The organism is Coxiella endosymbiont of Ornithodoros amblus (assembly GCF_019425495.1).
Classification (GTDB): domain Bacteria; phylum Pseudomonadota; class Gammaproteobacteria; order Coxiellales; family Coxiellaceae; genus Coxiella.
The window spans coordinates 18,965-33,817 of sequence record NZ_VFIV01000003.1 but is presented as its reverse complement, the minus strand read 5'-3'; the positions used below and the strand labels follow the sequence as shown (position 1 = coordinate 33,817).

Here is a 14,853-nt window from a genome sequence, read left to right as displayed (position 1 = left end):
CTACTTTTAGGGTCAATGAAGAACCGGGCCCGTATGCAGCGAAGCTAAATACGGGTCTTGAGAAAGAAAGAACAATCTTTGGTACCCCTAGCAAGGGGCTGGCGGTATAATTCAGTAGATGAAGGAATATCTTTGTACCATTTCTATTTTATTCTGTTGTTTTTTTTCAGGCCTTGCCTGGACGCAACAGTTGTCTGCCGCCACCAATACGCTTGAAGTACAAATTGCTGGTTTGGCCCCCAGACCTTTAAAAAATTCCTTCAAACGACTTTTCAAAAAGCATGAAACTATTAAGCACGACTTTTTCCCCGCCACCATTAGAAAATTCTATGAAGAAATTCCAAAAGAGATTGAAGAAGCCATAAAACCGTATGGTTATTTTAAACCTCATATTCACGATTATATTCGCCACCCTTATCCTCATTTTTGGTTTGGCCATTTTACCGTGAATCCTGGGCCACGTATGCAGTTTACGCAGGTTAAATTGCAAATCAGTGGTCCTGGCGCTTACGACCAGGCTTTTCTGCACCTTTACGAAAACTTCCCTGTAAAAGCGGGTGATTTTTTTGATTCAGAAAAATATGAATTCGCTAAAAATGATTTATTTAATGTCGCCGCAGGACGCGGCTTTTTTAAAGCCCGAATGATAAGAAACCAAATTCTTGTTGATTTAAAAAATTATCGCTCCACCGTCATTATTGTTTTTGATACGGGTCCCCGCTTCTTTTTTGGCACGACCGATTTCTCAGCCACATCCTTCCATAAAAGTTTTCTCCATCGTTTTTTACAATATCGAAAAGGACATTACTTCAGTCAAGATAAAGTGGGACGTACATGGGAAAGGCTCGCTAACAGCGATTATTTTTCGACGGTCGTAGTAACACCGGAACTGCAAAAGGCCCAAGCTTTATACGTTCCTATTAAAATCCATTTAGACATGCAGCCAAAAAAGCAATACAATTTTGGATTGGGGTTTGGAACGGACACAGGCCCGCGCGCTTTAGTTAGTACTAATTTTCGTTGGATTAATCCCTACGGCTATCGTTTTAACACTTATTTACGTGCCTCACCCTCTAACAGCGCGCTGGTCGCGAATTATATTATTCCGGGGAATAATCCTGCAACCGATCTATACACATTTTCCGCAGGCTTTTTAGATCAAGATCAAGATACGGGAAAAGGCCATAGTGGTCGACTCAGCGTGAGCTATCAAACCAATGTGGGAAATTGGGAACAGATTATTTCACTAACGGCACTAAGAGAACATTATAATTTGCGCGATTTATCGAGGACGAACGCCGGGGTGTTGTATCCTTCAATTTCGTGGGAGCACCGGAACGCTGACAACACGCTAAACCCCTCCCGAGGTCATAGTATAGTTGTCACCATTAGCGGCGCGAGTGAAAGTGTTCTTTCAAAAACCAGTTTTCTTCAAACACGTTTAGATACGCGGTTTTTGTTTACTGCGTGGGAGCGAACTCGCTTTATCATTCGAGTATCTGGGGGCTATACTGCCATTAAAAATATCCTTAATTTACCTTTATCCCTGCAATTTTTTGCCGGCGGTGCTCGAAGCATACGTGGTTTTAGCTTCAATTCCATTGGACCCGGGTGCAGCCTTTTCGTCGGAAGTTTTGAAATACAGGAAAAAATTGTAAGAAATATTTATCTCGCTGGTTTCATTGATATCGGAAATGTGAGTGAGCGACTCTTTAATGAAAAATTAAAAGTTGGTATCGGTCCTGGAATTGTTTTGTTAACGCCGGTTGGGATGTTTGAACTAACCATTACCAATGCCATTAGCGAACCTAAAAAGCCGTGGGTTATTCAATTTTCGATGGAGTCAGTTTTATGATTAAGTGGGTCACTGGAATACTGATTTCACTCGCCATTCTCGTTGGTTTTTTGACAATTTCAATGATGACGCCCGTGGGATTAAACATCGGTTTGCGAATTGCAAAAAAAGCTGTTCCTGGCGAACTTAATTATTCCAGCGCTTCCGGAATTCCCACAGGCCCTATCGCGATTTCTAATTTTAGCTATCGCCACAGGGGATTGGAAATTACTGTGGCTAAATTACAAGTGAAGTGGCAGCTTTTTTATTTATTAAGAGGTGTTCTGCACATTACCCAATTGCATGCCGACAATATAAAAATCCTGCTTCCTCTTCGCATCGAAGAAACGAAATCCTGTCTTCCCTTTGATATTAGTATGCATCGAGGTCTTTTAAAAAATTTAAGTATCAAATACCCACTCTACTATCCTGTTCATTTTAAAACTATTTTACTGAATCAGATTGAATTTAATTATGTGTTAAATGGCGATATTCAGGCGCAAATTACCCAGCCTTATCCGTTAAATATCTATTTACACTCAAAAGGCACGCACAATAATTATCAGCTTTCCCTACAAGCAAAAAGTAAAGATATCAATTGGCGGATGACAGGAAAAGGAACCCGTCAATGGATTGAATTACAAACGCATGAAGCCCACACACTTAATGGCCATCTTAATGCTTTTGTTAAAGTGTATTTTTATCCTATTTTTAAGTGGGATATTAATCTGGATATGGTTGATTTAAACTTGCGAAAATTTAATCGCAATTGGCCACAACAATTGACAATTCAACTCAAAACCAAAGGCAAACATAAAACAAACGAATCACCTGATTTTACATTAACCGGCATGCTACAAACAAAAAAGGCCTATATGCATATTGCGGGTGAACATTTCCAACAATGGAACTTAGCATGGATTATTAATGTGGCTGATTTTTCGAGTCTCCTCGCTACGGCAAAAGGAAGTCTACAAAGTCACGGCACTATTTCAGGTCATACGCAATTTTCTATTATTAATGGTGAAGCAACGGGGCACAACATTATATTCCCCGCTTACCGAATTAGTGCACTTGAAGGGCATTGGAATATTGATACTAGCTCTAATCAATCTTTCACAATTACAATTAATGCTCAGCACGTTCATACGCCTCTTCATCGATTATCCGCGTTAAAAATTGACGCCAGTGGTCAGCCACATGCTCATCATATAAAAGCCAATATATTTATTGATAATGCTGAAGTGGGTAGAACCACAGTTAATTTATTATTAGACGGCAATTTACAAAATAAAGTTTGGCGGAGTGTATTTAGCCATTTTACTATCCAATCACAAAAATTTGGCAAGTGGGATATCGATCGTTCTTCAATGCTCATCATTACCGCCGATCACGCCACTATTTCAGCGTTTTGCTTGTACTCGGGACCGAATCATTTATGTTTACAAGGGCGCTGGAACAGGATTCCTTTGTCTACCGTTAATGGCACTTTGACTGTTAATTCCAATGACGCAGCCATCGTTAAATTATTCTTGCCGGATACCATTCAACTGCATGGGTGGTTAGTCGCCAATTTAGCTATTAGCGGCAGAATCGAACGCCCCTCAGTCAATGGCACATTACAATTAGAAGAGGGCAGCATCGATTTTCCACAGCTTCAAGTTTCCATTACTCAGGTTCACGGTTCCATAGATTCAATAGGTTCCACCATAAATTACCGGATGAAAGGTTATTCCCAAAATCAGCCGATCCAAATCACGGGTCAAACTCGATTAGACACGCCGAGACGCTCCACCACTCTCACCGTGCATGGCGAAAATCTTTTAATTGTAAATACGCATGAATACATTATTTACGGATCCGGGGAATTAAAAATCGACATTATGGATCGTAATATTGATATTATGGGAACTCTCACCATCCCTCGCGCCATCCTCAAACCAACTACCTTTAGCAAGGTTGCTGCGTTAACGGGAGATGTTGTTTTTATCGGTACTGATGAAAAACAAACACCATGGCAAACCAATATTAATATTAAAATCATTTTCTTGGGCGACCAAATTCTATTGGATTCTCTCGGCGCAAAGGGTCGGTTAGCCGGTGAGCTCACTTTATTAAAACTGCCCAACCAGGTCATGATAGCTAATGGCCGGATCACCATTATCGATGGGACTTTCACGACTCATGGACGGACCATGGATATTGCCCCCCATTCAGCGGTAACGTTTATTCAAAGCCCTATTACTAACCCTATGTTGAGCGTTCGCGCCACCCGGACAATTAAAACGTCAGCAATTGTTCATCAACTTGGCGGTCCTACGATTATGGTAGGTCTCGATGTGGAAGGTACTCTTCACCATCCCGAAGTAACGTTATATTCTTCTGATCCAAACCTTACTCAAGCCGACATTTTATCTTTTTTAATTTTTGGCCATTCCGCAGCGGTTGATACGTTAAATATTAGCGGTGGGAAAACCTCAGCGGGCGGTGTGGTCGATCAGATTTCCCAAGGCTTAGGATTAACTGAACTTGGCATTGAACCTCAAACGACTATCGCTGCATTGGGCGGCCCTACTCAAAGCGCTTTTGTTGTCGGGCGCTATCTTTCCCCACGAATTTATATCCGCTACAGCCGGGGAATTACTACCTCCATCAATGGCATCCAAATCCGTTATTTAATTAGCGAAAATTGGGCTATTCAAACCGAAGTTAGCTCCCTTGGTAGCGGCGTAGACGTTTTGTATTCCATTGAAAGGAATTAATTTGGATTAGAAGATTTGTATGGCGGTTCTTTTTAAAGCGCGCCATCAAAATCCTGTAATGCCTTAGTATCAAAATCACAAAGGCCTCCCGTGCCCGACTGAAGGTCACGAAGTCCTATTTGAGGCGCTAGGAGCGCAATGCTAGAAAACAAGAAAGCGCCTGGTTCCTGTAAGAACAGTTAAAAATTTTAATTTTTTCATAGAATTACCTATTTTTAGGTGATAGAGAAACATCCGAATTGTCCAACTAATAATTAGTTTGTCGCGATGAGCAATTACTTGTCAGTTATATGGTTACCCTGCGAGGAGAAGGTTTTTGGGACGGATTTTCCTTTAAATCCCAGCGTATCCACGCTAAAATCAAGTCGGTCCCGTAGCCAGCGTAAAATCAACAAGGCGGGAAAACCAGCAAAAAAAGTGGTTAAATAAAAAGGAGTCCACCCCATATGATTGACGAGATAAGCAGCTACGGGGCCAATCACCACGCGACTTACGGCCATCAATGCCGATAAAATTGCGTATTGCGTCGCAGAGTATTCCTGCTTACAAAGCGCTATTAAAAAGGCAACAAAAGCTGCTGTTGATAAGCCTCCGCAAAAATAATCGGAAAAAATCGACGCTATCATGACAGGAAAATTTTTCCCTACCAACGCTAACACCATGAAAAAAAGGTTAGTCACGGTTTGTAAAAACCCAAAAACCATTAGCGATCGATACAGCCCTAACCGTGGCATAAAAAATCCGCCGGCAAATCCGCCTAATAACGAAGCGATTACGCTGACTAATTTATAACTATAACCCAATTCTAAAAGCGTAAAACCAACGCCGCGCATTAAAAAAGTTGTGTTTAAGGATAAAGTAAGTGCGTCACCAAATTTATAAATTAAAACCAGCAGCAAAATCATAACGATATGTTTACAGGTCAATAATTCCCGAAAAGGCGCCACAACAGCGTGCAACGTTAATGGGGGATAAACCGATTTTTCAGGATTAGGTGCGGTCAAAGTTGGAATAATTTGGATCAGCATTAATAAAGCCATTGTTAAGTAAGTGGCCCGCCAACCATAATCTGCCGCCAAAATTAACGATAATCCGCCCCCCACTAACATCGCCACTCGACCGCCGACTGTCGTCACCGCCACCCCAAAGCCACGTTCTTTTTGGCGCAAAACATCTACTCGATAGCCATCGATAACGACATCCTGCGAAGCGGAAATAAACGCCACCACGGCAGACAACCAAAATAATTCCCACGGATGATGCGCCGGGTTCATAAAAGCCATAATAGCCAGAGCTCCGGCAAGACTGATTTGCGTTAACAAAATCCAACTTCGTCGCCGCCCCAATCCTAGCGGCGCATACCGATCCATAAAAGGCGCCCACACAAATTTAAGCAAATAAGCGTACTGTAAAAGACTCAAGCTCCCAATCACTATAAGGTTAACGCCCGCCGCGGTGTACCACGCTTGTAAAGTTCCTGTTAGCAACACAAGCGGCAACGTGGAAGAAAAACTGAGGAACAGCACCGTAATGACACGACGATTGAACAAAAGGCGCCCAGAAGATTCCTGGTTCTCGTGGTTCATTAGGTGTTGATATAGAATTTGACCAGATCTGTCAAGAGATACCCGTTAATTTTGCTGTGGGGATCAGGGTTCTAAATACCAGTTTTTTACACGTGCCTTTTTCTCAGCACTTGGACTTCGACTTGGTAAAAATGTTAAGATAGCTATAATTTACCCTTCACTTCCTAGGTTTAAATTCATATGATTAGCGTTTTTGACTTATTCTCCATCGGGATCGGTCCTTCCAGTTCACACACGGTCGGCCCCATGCGGGCAGCGAATGAATTTGTTCGGGGATTAGTGGATCGGATATCAGATATCGACCGATTGACGATTACTTTGTATGGTTCATTGGCTTTTACCGGAAAAGGACATGGAACGGATAAGGCGGTTGTTATAGGGTTAATAGGGGAAAGTCCCGAAACGGTTAATCCGGACTCCATTGAGGATCGGATCAGGAACGTTGAGACTGGAGGTCAAGTCGCTTTATTAAATCAATACCCCCTTAATTTTTCCCTTGCGGATGACATTATTTTTAATTATCAGGAAACTTTTGATTTCCATTCCAATGCCGTAGAATTCAGAGCTTATAGTAAAAATGCCGCCCTTATCCAAAAATCTCTTTATTTTTCCGTTGGTGGCGGTTTTATCGTTAATGATGAACGGCGAAATAAATTAGTAAAAACCAAAGATGATGCTCCCTATCCATTTAATTCCGCCGCAGAACTGATGGCGCATTGCCAACATCAATCGCTTTCCATTGCAGCAGTTATACTAGCGAATGAAAAAACGAGCTGCGATGAAAAAACCATTTTCAAGAGATTAATGCATATTGCAACAGTGATGGAAAATTGTATAAACAAAGGTTGTCAAGCGGACGGTTTCCTCGCAGGGCCGCTCAATGTGCGCCGTCGCGCCCCCTCACTGTACCGAAAATTACTCGCCATTGGCCCACCGGACGCCAAGCATCCACAAACAATGAATTGGTTGAACGTGTATGCAATGGCTGTTAATGAAGAAAATGCGGCCGGTGCTCGTGTTGTGACTGCGCCAACTAACGGAGCCGCTGGCATTATTCCAGCCGTTTTGAATTATTATAAATATTTTTGTAAAGACGCGAGCGAAAAAGGCATCACGGACTTTTTATTAACGGCCGGTGCTATTGGCATACTCTACAAAAAAAGTGCCTCTATTTCTGGAGCGGAAATGGGATGCCAAGGCGAAGTGGGCGTAGCTTGTTCTATGGCCGCCGCCGGTTTAGCAGCTGCTTTAGGCGGAACTATTTTTCAAGTGGAGAATGCAGCAGAAATAGGAATGGAGCATAATTTAGGACTCACCTGCGATCCTGTTGCAGGGCTTGTGCAAATTCCTTGCATCGAACGCAATGCGATGGGTTCGGTAAAAGCTGTTAATGCAGCGCGTTTGGCGCTGGCTGAGGATGGAGAGCATAAAATTTCATTAGATATGGTAATCAACACCATGCGTGAAATCGGCCATAATATGAGTACTATTTATAAAGAAACCTCGAAAGGCGGTTTGGCCGTGGCAGTGAATATCACGGAATGTTAGGGTCTAGACACTAAAAAATCTTCACTCTGGCGGTGGCTCCCGCGCACTAGTTTAAATTTTTCATTTTCTGAACCTAAATCTAAATTATAAATGGAGCGTATTTTTTGTCGCCATCAAGACTTAGTGGAATAATCATGCGTAGGAGCCCAGTCTGACATAGATAATAGATAGCCTCTAATTTTTCCGTCTAAAATTTTTACAAAATCTGTTTATCTAAATATCACACTGGCTAAAAGTTAGACTTCGCTTTCCTACAGATAAAGAATTATTATGGCTTGATTGTTGTTCTATTCAGTTTAAACCGGAGCGAATTATTCCCTAAAAATGATTTTTAGGTGATAGAGTGAGTCACAAAATAACCAAGGCCTATGCTCTAAAATTCACCGAATTTCATTATTTGAAGGTCTCTCTAATGAGGAATTCGCGCCTTTTTTAAATAAAGGGAATACTAGTTACGTTGATAAAAACGATTTCATCATTTGTGAAAAACAAAAACCTAAAACGATTTACTTTTTTTTGAAGGGGAAACTCGCTGTCATAAGACAATTATCCAAGGAAAAACATGAACATTAAATCACTACACTTAAAGCAGGGAATACCATAGGTGAAATGAGTCCATTGGATAAGCAACCTCGTTCAGAATCGATACAAGCCCTGAACGATACAAGCGTATTCGTCCTTGCTATGGATGATTTTAACTCTCTTATCAAGTCTAAACCAGATTTGTATAAAAAAATAACAAGGAATAATTCTTAGTTTACCTATTTTAGTTCTAATACCGTTTATAAAATTAGTTTTACTTTATTGTGAAGGAAAGATATCAAACCCGATCTTTTTTTCGGTCTGGAATTTGACAGCGACTCAGTTGGAATTATGGTTCTAATTATTGTAACTTACATTATCTTCAGCTTTTTACAAAAAATTATGACTAAAGCGGTATTACAAACTTGTTTACAGCGTTTTTTTAGGAAAATAAAGTATTATTTTCTCTATTATAATGAGTAATCTAATTTATCCAAGCACTCACGTTATGGTATCAGCGATATTCGTCGCCTTGGTTTTTCTGCTTAGCTTATTTTTTAGATGGCTCTATGCACGTCATCAAACCTTGGTCGGCGTTTGCACCACACACAGTTATACAAATTTTTTCTTTTTATTTCGTTCGGTTTTGGAATGTTTTTTAAACAGCCTGTATATGAACACCAGAATTAAAATAATTAAACGTGAGAATACTATTCAGGATCAGAAATTTTTTAACAAATATAAGTCCAGTTTTTTCTATAACTTTTACCAAAAGGAAGAAAGTATTTTGTAAAAAGCATCAAAACTAAAATTTTCTTATTAAAATCTGACGACCATATCATTTCTTGTACATTGAATGAAGCGGAGTATCATCTTAGACCCCTATACAAAATCTTATATTTAGGTAGACATTCAAAATATAACCAATTTTATATTTAACAAAGATAAATTGAAAAGCAAAGTGGCACTATCCATGCTTTTATCTGTTTACAAATAAAAGATAAATTGATAAGTTGCACGCCTGTTGGTAAAGCTTCCCTGGATTCTCATAGGTCGAATATTAAAATTTATGACCTTGTATATCTACACCTCCAGAAAATTAGTCTGCTACGTCATAGAGAGGGTTTAACTCCACTTCAATTTTTGAGAATAGCTCTGCTTCTTCATTTATTTCATCAATTCTTATACAAAATTCCACTATTCGTATTTTTGCACTAGAGATTATAACCAGGAAACCTTAAAAATACTCTTAAACTAAAGAAAAAACCCCTGTCACTTTTTATAGCAACAGGGGGTTTTTAATATAAAACCTGGCGGTGACCTACTTTCGCATGGGAAACCCACACTATCATCGGCGCTAAGCGTTTTCACTTCTGAGTTCGGAATGGAATCAGGTGGGGCCCGCTCGCCATGGCCGCCAGGAAACTAGTGAAAATTAGTAAAGACAATAGAAACCACTTAGGGTTACATAGTCAAGCCGCACGATTAATTAGTACAGGTTAGCTTCACTCATTACTGAGCTTCCACACCCTGCCTATCAACGTTGTCGTCTTCAACGAATCTTTAGGGACCTTAAAGGTCCGGGAGATCTTATCTTGAGGGGGGCTTCCCGCTTAGATGCTTTCAGCGGTTATCCCGTCCGTACTTAGCTACCCGGCAATGCCACTGGCGTGACAACCGGAACACCAGAGGTACGTCCACTCCGGTCCTCTCGTACTAGGAGCAGCTCCTCTCAAATCTCCAACGCCCACGGCAGATAGGGACCGAACTGTCTCACGACGTTCTAAACCCAGCTCACGTACCACTTTAAATGGCGAACAGCCATACCCTTGGGACCGGCTACAGCCCCAGGATGTGATGAGCCGACATCGCATAATAATTCCATACTTTCGTATAGCGCAGACTATATCTTCATCCTGTCATTAACCTTAGACTCTTCTGAGTCATAGTCTAATTAAGACAAACAGGAGTCGGCGTATTACCATTCGAATAAATGCGCGAATAGTCTCCCCTTTCGGGTCAGTCGTTACAGGGTCATAACGCTAATTTATATCGAAAGCGCAGAAAAACATGTTCTTCGAGAAGCTGAACCATACGAGGAACACTTTTCGCGCTAATATAAAGACGATATATTCTTTGTCGCAATTTAGACTGCTTTTAATTCCAAATTGCTCACTTAATTTTTCACTCAATGTCTGCTGTTCAGATTTACTGAACTGCTGAGTATTTAAATAAAGTGTATTTCTACTTCATGAGGTATCGTCCATAAACCACACTACTAATATCATTGGATTTAAAAATTAAATCAGATGGTATTCTATTTTTGTAAAACCATTCATAATAGTTTGTAAAAACAGGAAGACTTCAGTGTGGTAAATCGATACGCAACTTGCCTACCAGTGCCTTGTCTGGTTTTTGGTGGAGTTAAGAGATACGACTGAAAATTTTTATATTTCCAATTACGCAAATCTTACTTTGATAGGAATGATTTACTTCAAGCCTTGAATCTTGTTTGAAGCGTGGCATCACCTATCTAGCAAGCTTCCCACCAAAACGGCATGTTGTCTAGACGCTAGACTTCCCACGGTGTTGCCGGGTAATTAATTGAGATATGAGACCATAGCAATTTATTACTGACGGGTTCACCGTTATAAGCCGAATTTTTGGTACAGAATTACTTCTGTAGCACCCCGATGTAAATTAAGGTGCCAAACACCACCGTCGATATGAACTCTTGGGTGGTATCAGCCTGTTATCCCCGGAGTACCTTTTATCCGTTGAGCGATGGCCCTTCCATAAAGGACCACCGGATCACTAAGACCTACTTTCGTACCTGCTCGACTTGTCAGTCTCGCAGTCAAGCACCCTTATGCCTTTGCACACAATGCACGATTTCCGACCGTGCTGAGAGTACCTTTGTACTCCTCCGTTACTCTTTTGGAGGAGACCGCCCCAGTCAAACTACCCACCATACACTGTTCCCGACCCGGATTACAGGACAGGGTTAGAACCTCAAACACGCCAGGGTGGTATTTCAAGATTGGCTCCACTGGAGCTAGCGCTCCAGCTTCAAAGCCTCCCACCTATCCTACACAGGCATATTCAACGTTCAGTATAAAGCTGTAGTAAAGGTTCACGGGGTCTATCCGTCTAGCCGCGGGTACGCTGCATCTTCACAGCGATTTCAATTTCACTGAGTCTTGGGTGGAGACAGTGTGGCTATCGTTACGCCATTCGTGCAGGTCGGAACTTACCCGACAAGGAATTTCGCTTATAATCTTAAGTTTAATCATAATAATTAAACCAAAAGCAAGTTAGGTGAAACTTACCTTTCCTGCATGTCGCCATGCAGATGGGACTCTATCTTCATCCGAAATTTATCAGATGTCTGGCGTATTAGTCTCTGAGGATTCTAATCAAAAAAATTAGTCTTTCCTGCTGATTGTCCGCACCTCACAAATTTTCACTTTCAGTAAATTAACATTTACCGATGAGTACCGGAGGATACACCGGATTTTCCAGCATATAGCCAAATTTTACTAAGGCAACGAGTCACGAAACCTTAGGACCGTTCTAATGTTATATTAATCACAAAGCTATGGCTATGATTAATAGGCTCCTTTTAATCTAAATTTTATTGAAGCCCTCTATATCGCTATAGAGATCGGACTATATCATCACACATGCATTAGACTTTTTGCATTTGTGCTCGGCGTGTAGTCTCTGAGGATTTTCTTAGTTTGGGATTAATGAAAGTATTTTTTCGTCCGAATATTTTCTTTTTCTACCATCATTTATTTCATTACGTATTTCAAGAATTTTCTCAATTCCCAATTACGAAACACCATCATTTCGCTACCGCATAGTCCCGCAGTTTAAATGTCTTTTCAATAAAAGACAAAATTACTTATCTCGTTGTGAAATATTAAAACACAACCAAACTTTCCACAGGATTTTATAATCATTGCATCTTCAAAAGGAAATATTAAAACTTCCTTCCCCATCAGCAAAGCTAGCAAAATAATGACCTATTTTAGGAGGAATTTTCTTTACATCAAGTTTCATGGGTATTCTCTACCCGTCCACCTGATGATACTCCAAAAATTACTAAGAATCTTTCCTGCTGATTGTCCGCACCTCGCAGATTTTTACTACCTCAATTTTAGTTGAGATGAGTACTGGAGGATACTCGGAGTTTCCAGCATATAGCCAAGTTTATTTACGTAACTACAACGGTTAATTTATAGTTACGGCCGCCGTTCACCGGGGCTTCGATCAAGAGCTTCGCCCAACGGCTAACCCCATTACTTAACCTTCCGGCACCGGGCAGGCGTCACACCCTATACGTCCTCTTACGAGTTTGCAGAGTGCTGTGTTTTTAGTAAACAGTCGCAGCCACCTGGTATCTGCAACCCTTTTCAGGTCCAGTCGCAAGGACCTTCACTTACCAAGGGCGCACCTTCTCCCGAAGTTACGGTGCCATTTTGCCTAGTTCCTTCACCCAAGTTCTCTCAAACGCCTTGGTATTCTCTACCCGTCCACCTGTGTCGGTTTATAGTACGGTTTTACAATCCCTGAAGCTTAGGGACTTTTCCTGGAAGCATGGCATCAATCACTTTGCACGAACAAGTTCGTACTTCGTCATCATGCCTCGGAATTGAGTTCCCGGATTTGCCAAACAACTCTTCCTACACACTTAAACCACCACAACCATCGGGTGGCTGACCTAGCCTTCTCCGTCCTCCCATCGCAGCATTGTAAAGTACGGGAATATTAACCCGTTTCCCATCGACTACGCATTTCTGCCTCGTCTTAGGGGCCGACTCACCCTGCGCCGATTAACGTTGCGCAGGAAACCTTAGACTTTCGGCGTATGGGTTTTTCACCCACATTATCGTTACTTATGTCAGCATTCGCACTTCTGATACCTCCAGCAAACCTCTCGATTCACCTTCACAGGCTTACAGAACGCTCCTCTACCCATCAGAAGACAGAGGACAGAAGACTGAGGACAGAAAGATGAAAATGAACTCCAACTTTTGTGTAATTCTTATTAACATGTTCCCAATATCTTGATAACCATTACGAAGGTTCATCCAATTTTGTTCTGTTTAGATACCCTAAATCAAAATCTCAACCAGACTCGATTTCATCGATTGAACCCATTGCAATTAAAATAAATCGCTTAAATTCAGCTTTGAGACAACTTGTTTTCCAAATCATTCTCCGATATTTGCGCAAATCGATTTGCTATTTGCTTGCTCGACGAATTTGATCCGCTAACCCATATTCGTCTTCTTTAGGCATATTTAAACTTAATCTATGAATTTTCAAAGAGAAGTTATACGCTTTCTGAAAAACTACTAAGTCTTCAAAGCTAGCTATTTCTTTCTCACGTTTCTGTCCCCTGTCATCTGTTTTCTGTCTTCTGATGTCGCAGCTTCGGTACACAATTTGAGCCCCGTTAAATCTTCCGCGCAGGATGACTCGACCAGTGAGCTATTACGCTTTCTTTAAAGGATGGCTGCTTCTAAGCCAACCTCCTGGCTGTCTGAGCCTTCCCACATCGTTTTCCACTTAACTGTGATTTTGGGACCTTAGCTGGCGATCTGGGCTGTTTCCCTTTCCACCACGGACCTTATCACCCGCAGTGTGTCTCCCGTGCTAAAACTTCTTGGTATTCGGAGTTTGCCTCAGTTTGGTAGGCCGGGATGGCCCCCTAGCTGAAACAGTGCTCTACCCCCAAGAGTCATACACGAGACGCTACCTAAATAGCTTTCGAGGAGAACCAGCTATCTCCGAGCTTGATTAGCCTTTCACTCCTATCTACAGCTCATCCCCTAATTTTTCAACATTAGTGGGTTCGGGCCTCCAGTCAGTGTTACCTGACTTTCACCCTGGCCATAGATAGATCGCTCGGTTTCGGGTCTACTCGTTGCAACTAAACGCCCATTTCGGACTCGGTTTCCCTGCGCCTCCCCTAGATGGTTAAGCTCGCTACAACAAGTAAGTCGCTGACCCATTATACAAAAGGTACGCAGTCACACTTCCAAAGAAATGCTCCTACTGCTTGTACGCATACGGTTTCAGGTTCTATTTCACTCCCCTCGTCGGGGTTCTTTTCACCTTTCCCTCACGGTACTGGTTCGCTATCGGTCAGTAAGGAGTATTTAGCCTTGGAGGATGGTCCCCCCATGTTCAGTCAAGATTCCACGTGTCCCGACCTACTCTCATCGTTACCCACATTATTTACTCTTTCGCGTACGGGACTATCACCCGCTATGGCTGAACTTTCCAGAACATTCTGCTAGAACAAATAATGATTTAGCAACTGGGCTGTTCCGCTTTCGCTCGCCGCTACTGACGGAATCTCGATTGATTTCTTTTCCTCTGGGTACTTAGATGTTTCAGTTCCCCAGGTTCGCTTCGTACACCTATGGATTCAGTGCACGATAACCCCGAAAGGTTGGGTTTCCCCATTCGGAAATCTCCGGATCATTGCTTGTTTGCCAGCTCCCCGAAGCTTATCGCAGGCTACTACGTCCTTCGTCGCCTCTTACTGCCAAGGCATCCACCATATGCGCTTATTCACTTGACCATG

4 protein-coding genes, 2 rRNA genes and 2 pseudogenes are annotated in these 14,853 nt (G+C 41.8%); 4 read left to right on the top strand and 4 right to left on the bottom strand.

Annotation, left to right across the window (positions count from 1 at the left end; all coding sequences use genetic code 11):
* Positions 1–118: 118 nt before the first annotated feature.
* Both FIV31_RS01010 and FIV31_RS01005 read left to right on the top strand, forming a co-directional pair.
* Positions 119–1,855 carry an autotransporter assembly complex protein TamA gene (locus FIV31_RS01010; protein WP_280123497.1) on the top strand — a complete coding sequence of 579 codons (1,737 nt, stop codon included), beginning with the start codon at positions 119–121 and terminating at the stop codon, positions 1,853–1,855.
* Complete coding sequence (locus FIV31_RS01005) at positions 1,852–4,596, top strand: translocation/assembly module TamB domain-containing protein (protein ID WP_280123496.1); 2,745 nt, start codon at positions 1,852–1,854, stop codon at positions 4,594–4,596. Before FIV31_RS01010 ends, FIV31_RS01005 begins: the two co-directional genes overlap by 4 nt.
* Positions 4,597–4,640: 44 nt before the next feature.
* On the opposite strand, the pseudogene FIV31_RS01000 reads toward FIV31_RS01005, so the two are convergent.
* Positions 4,641–4,797: pseudogene (locus FIV31_RS01000) on the bottom strand (hypothetical protein); the annotation flags it as partial.
* A gap of 85 nt (positions 4,798–4,882) precedes the next feature.
* Positions 4,883–6,182, bottom strand: a pseudogene (locus FIV31_RS00995) (AmpG family muropeptide MFS transporter).
* 180 nt (positions 6,183–6,362) lie between these two features.
* Here FIV31_RS00995 and FIV31_RS00990 point away from each other — a divergent pair.
* Both FIV31_RS00990 and FIV31_RS00985 read left to right on the top strand, forming a co-directional pair.
* Complete coding sequence (locus FIV31_RS00990; protein WP_280123495.1) at positions 6,363–7,730, top strand: L-serine ammonia-lyase; 1,368 nt, start codon at positions 6,363–6,365, stop codon at positions 7,728–7,730.
* Between the two features lie 609 nt (positions 7,731–8,339).
* Positions 8,340–8,486, top strand: a complete 147-nt coding sequence (locus FIV31_RS00985; protein WP_280123494.1) for a hypothetical protein — start codon at positions 8,340–8,342, stop codon at positions 8,484–8,486.
* Between the two features lie 1,074 nt (positions 8,487–9,560).
* Here the strand turns inward: FIV31_RS00985 and rrf are convergent.
* Together rrf and FIV31_RS00970 are read right to left on the bottom strand one after the other, a co-directional pair.
* A 5S ribosomal RNA gene (rrf, locus tag FIV31_RS00975) occupies positions 9,561–9,674 on the bottom strand.
* A gap of 46 nt (positions 9,675–9,720) precedes the next feature.
* Positions 9,721–14,850: ribosomal RNA gene (locus tag FIV31_RS00970) — 23S ribosomal RNA — on the bottom strand.
* Positions 14,851–14,853 lie beyond the last annotated feature (3 nt).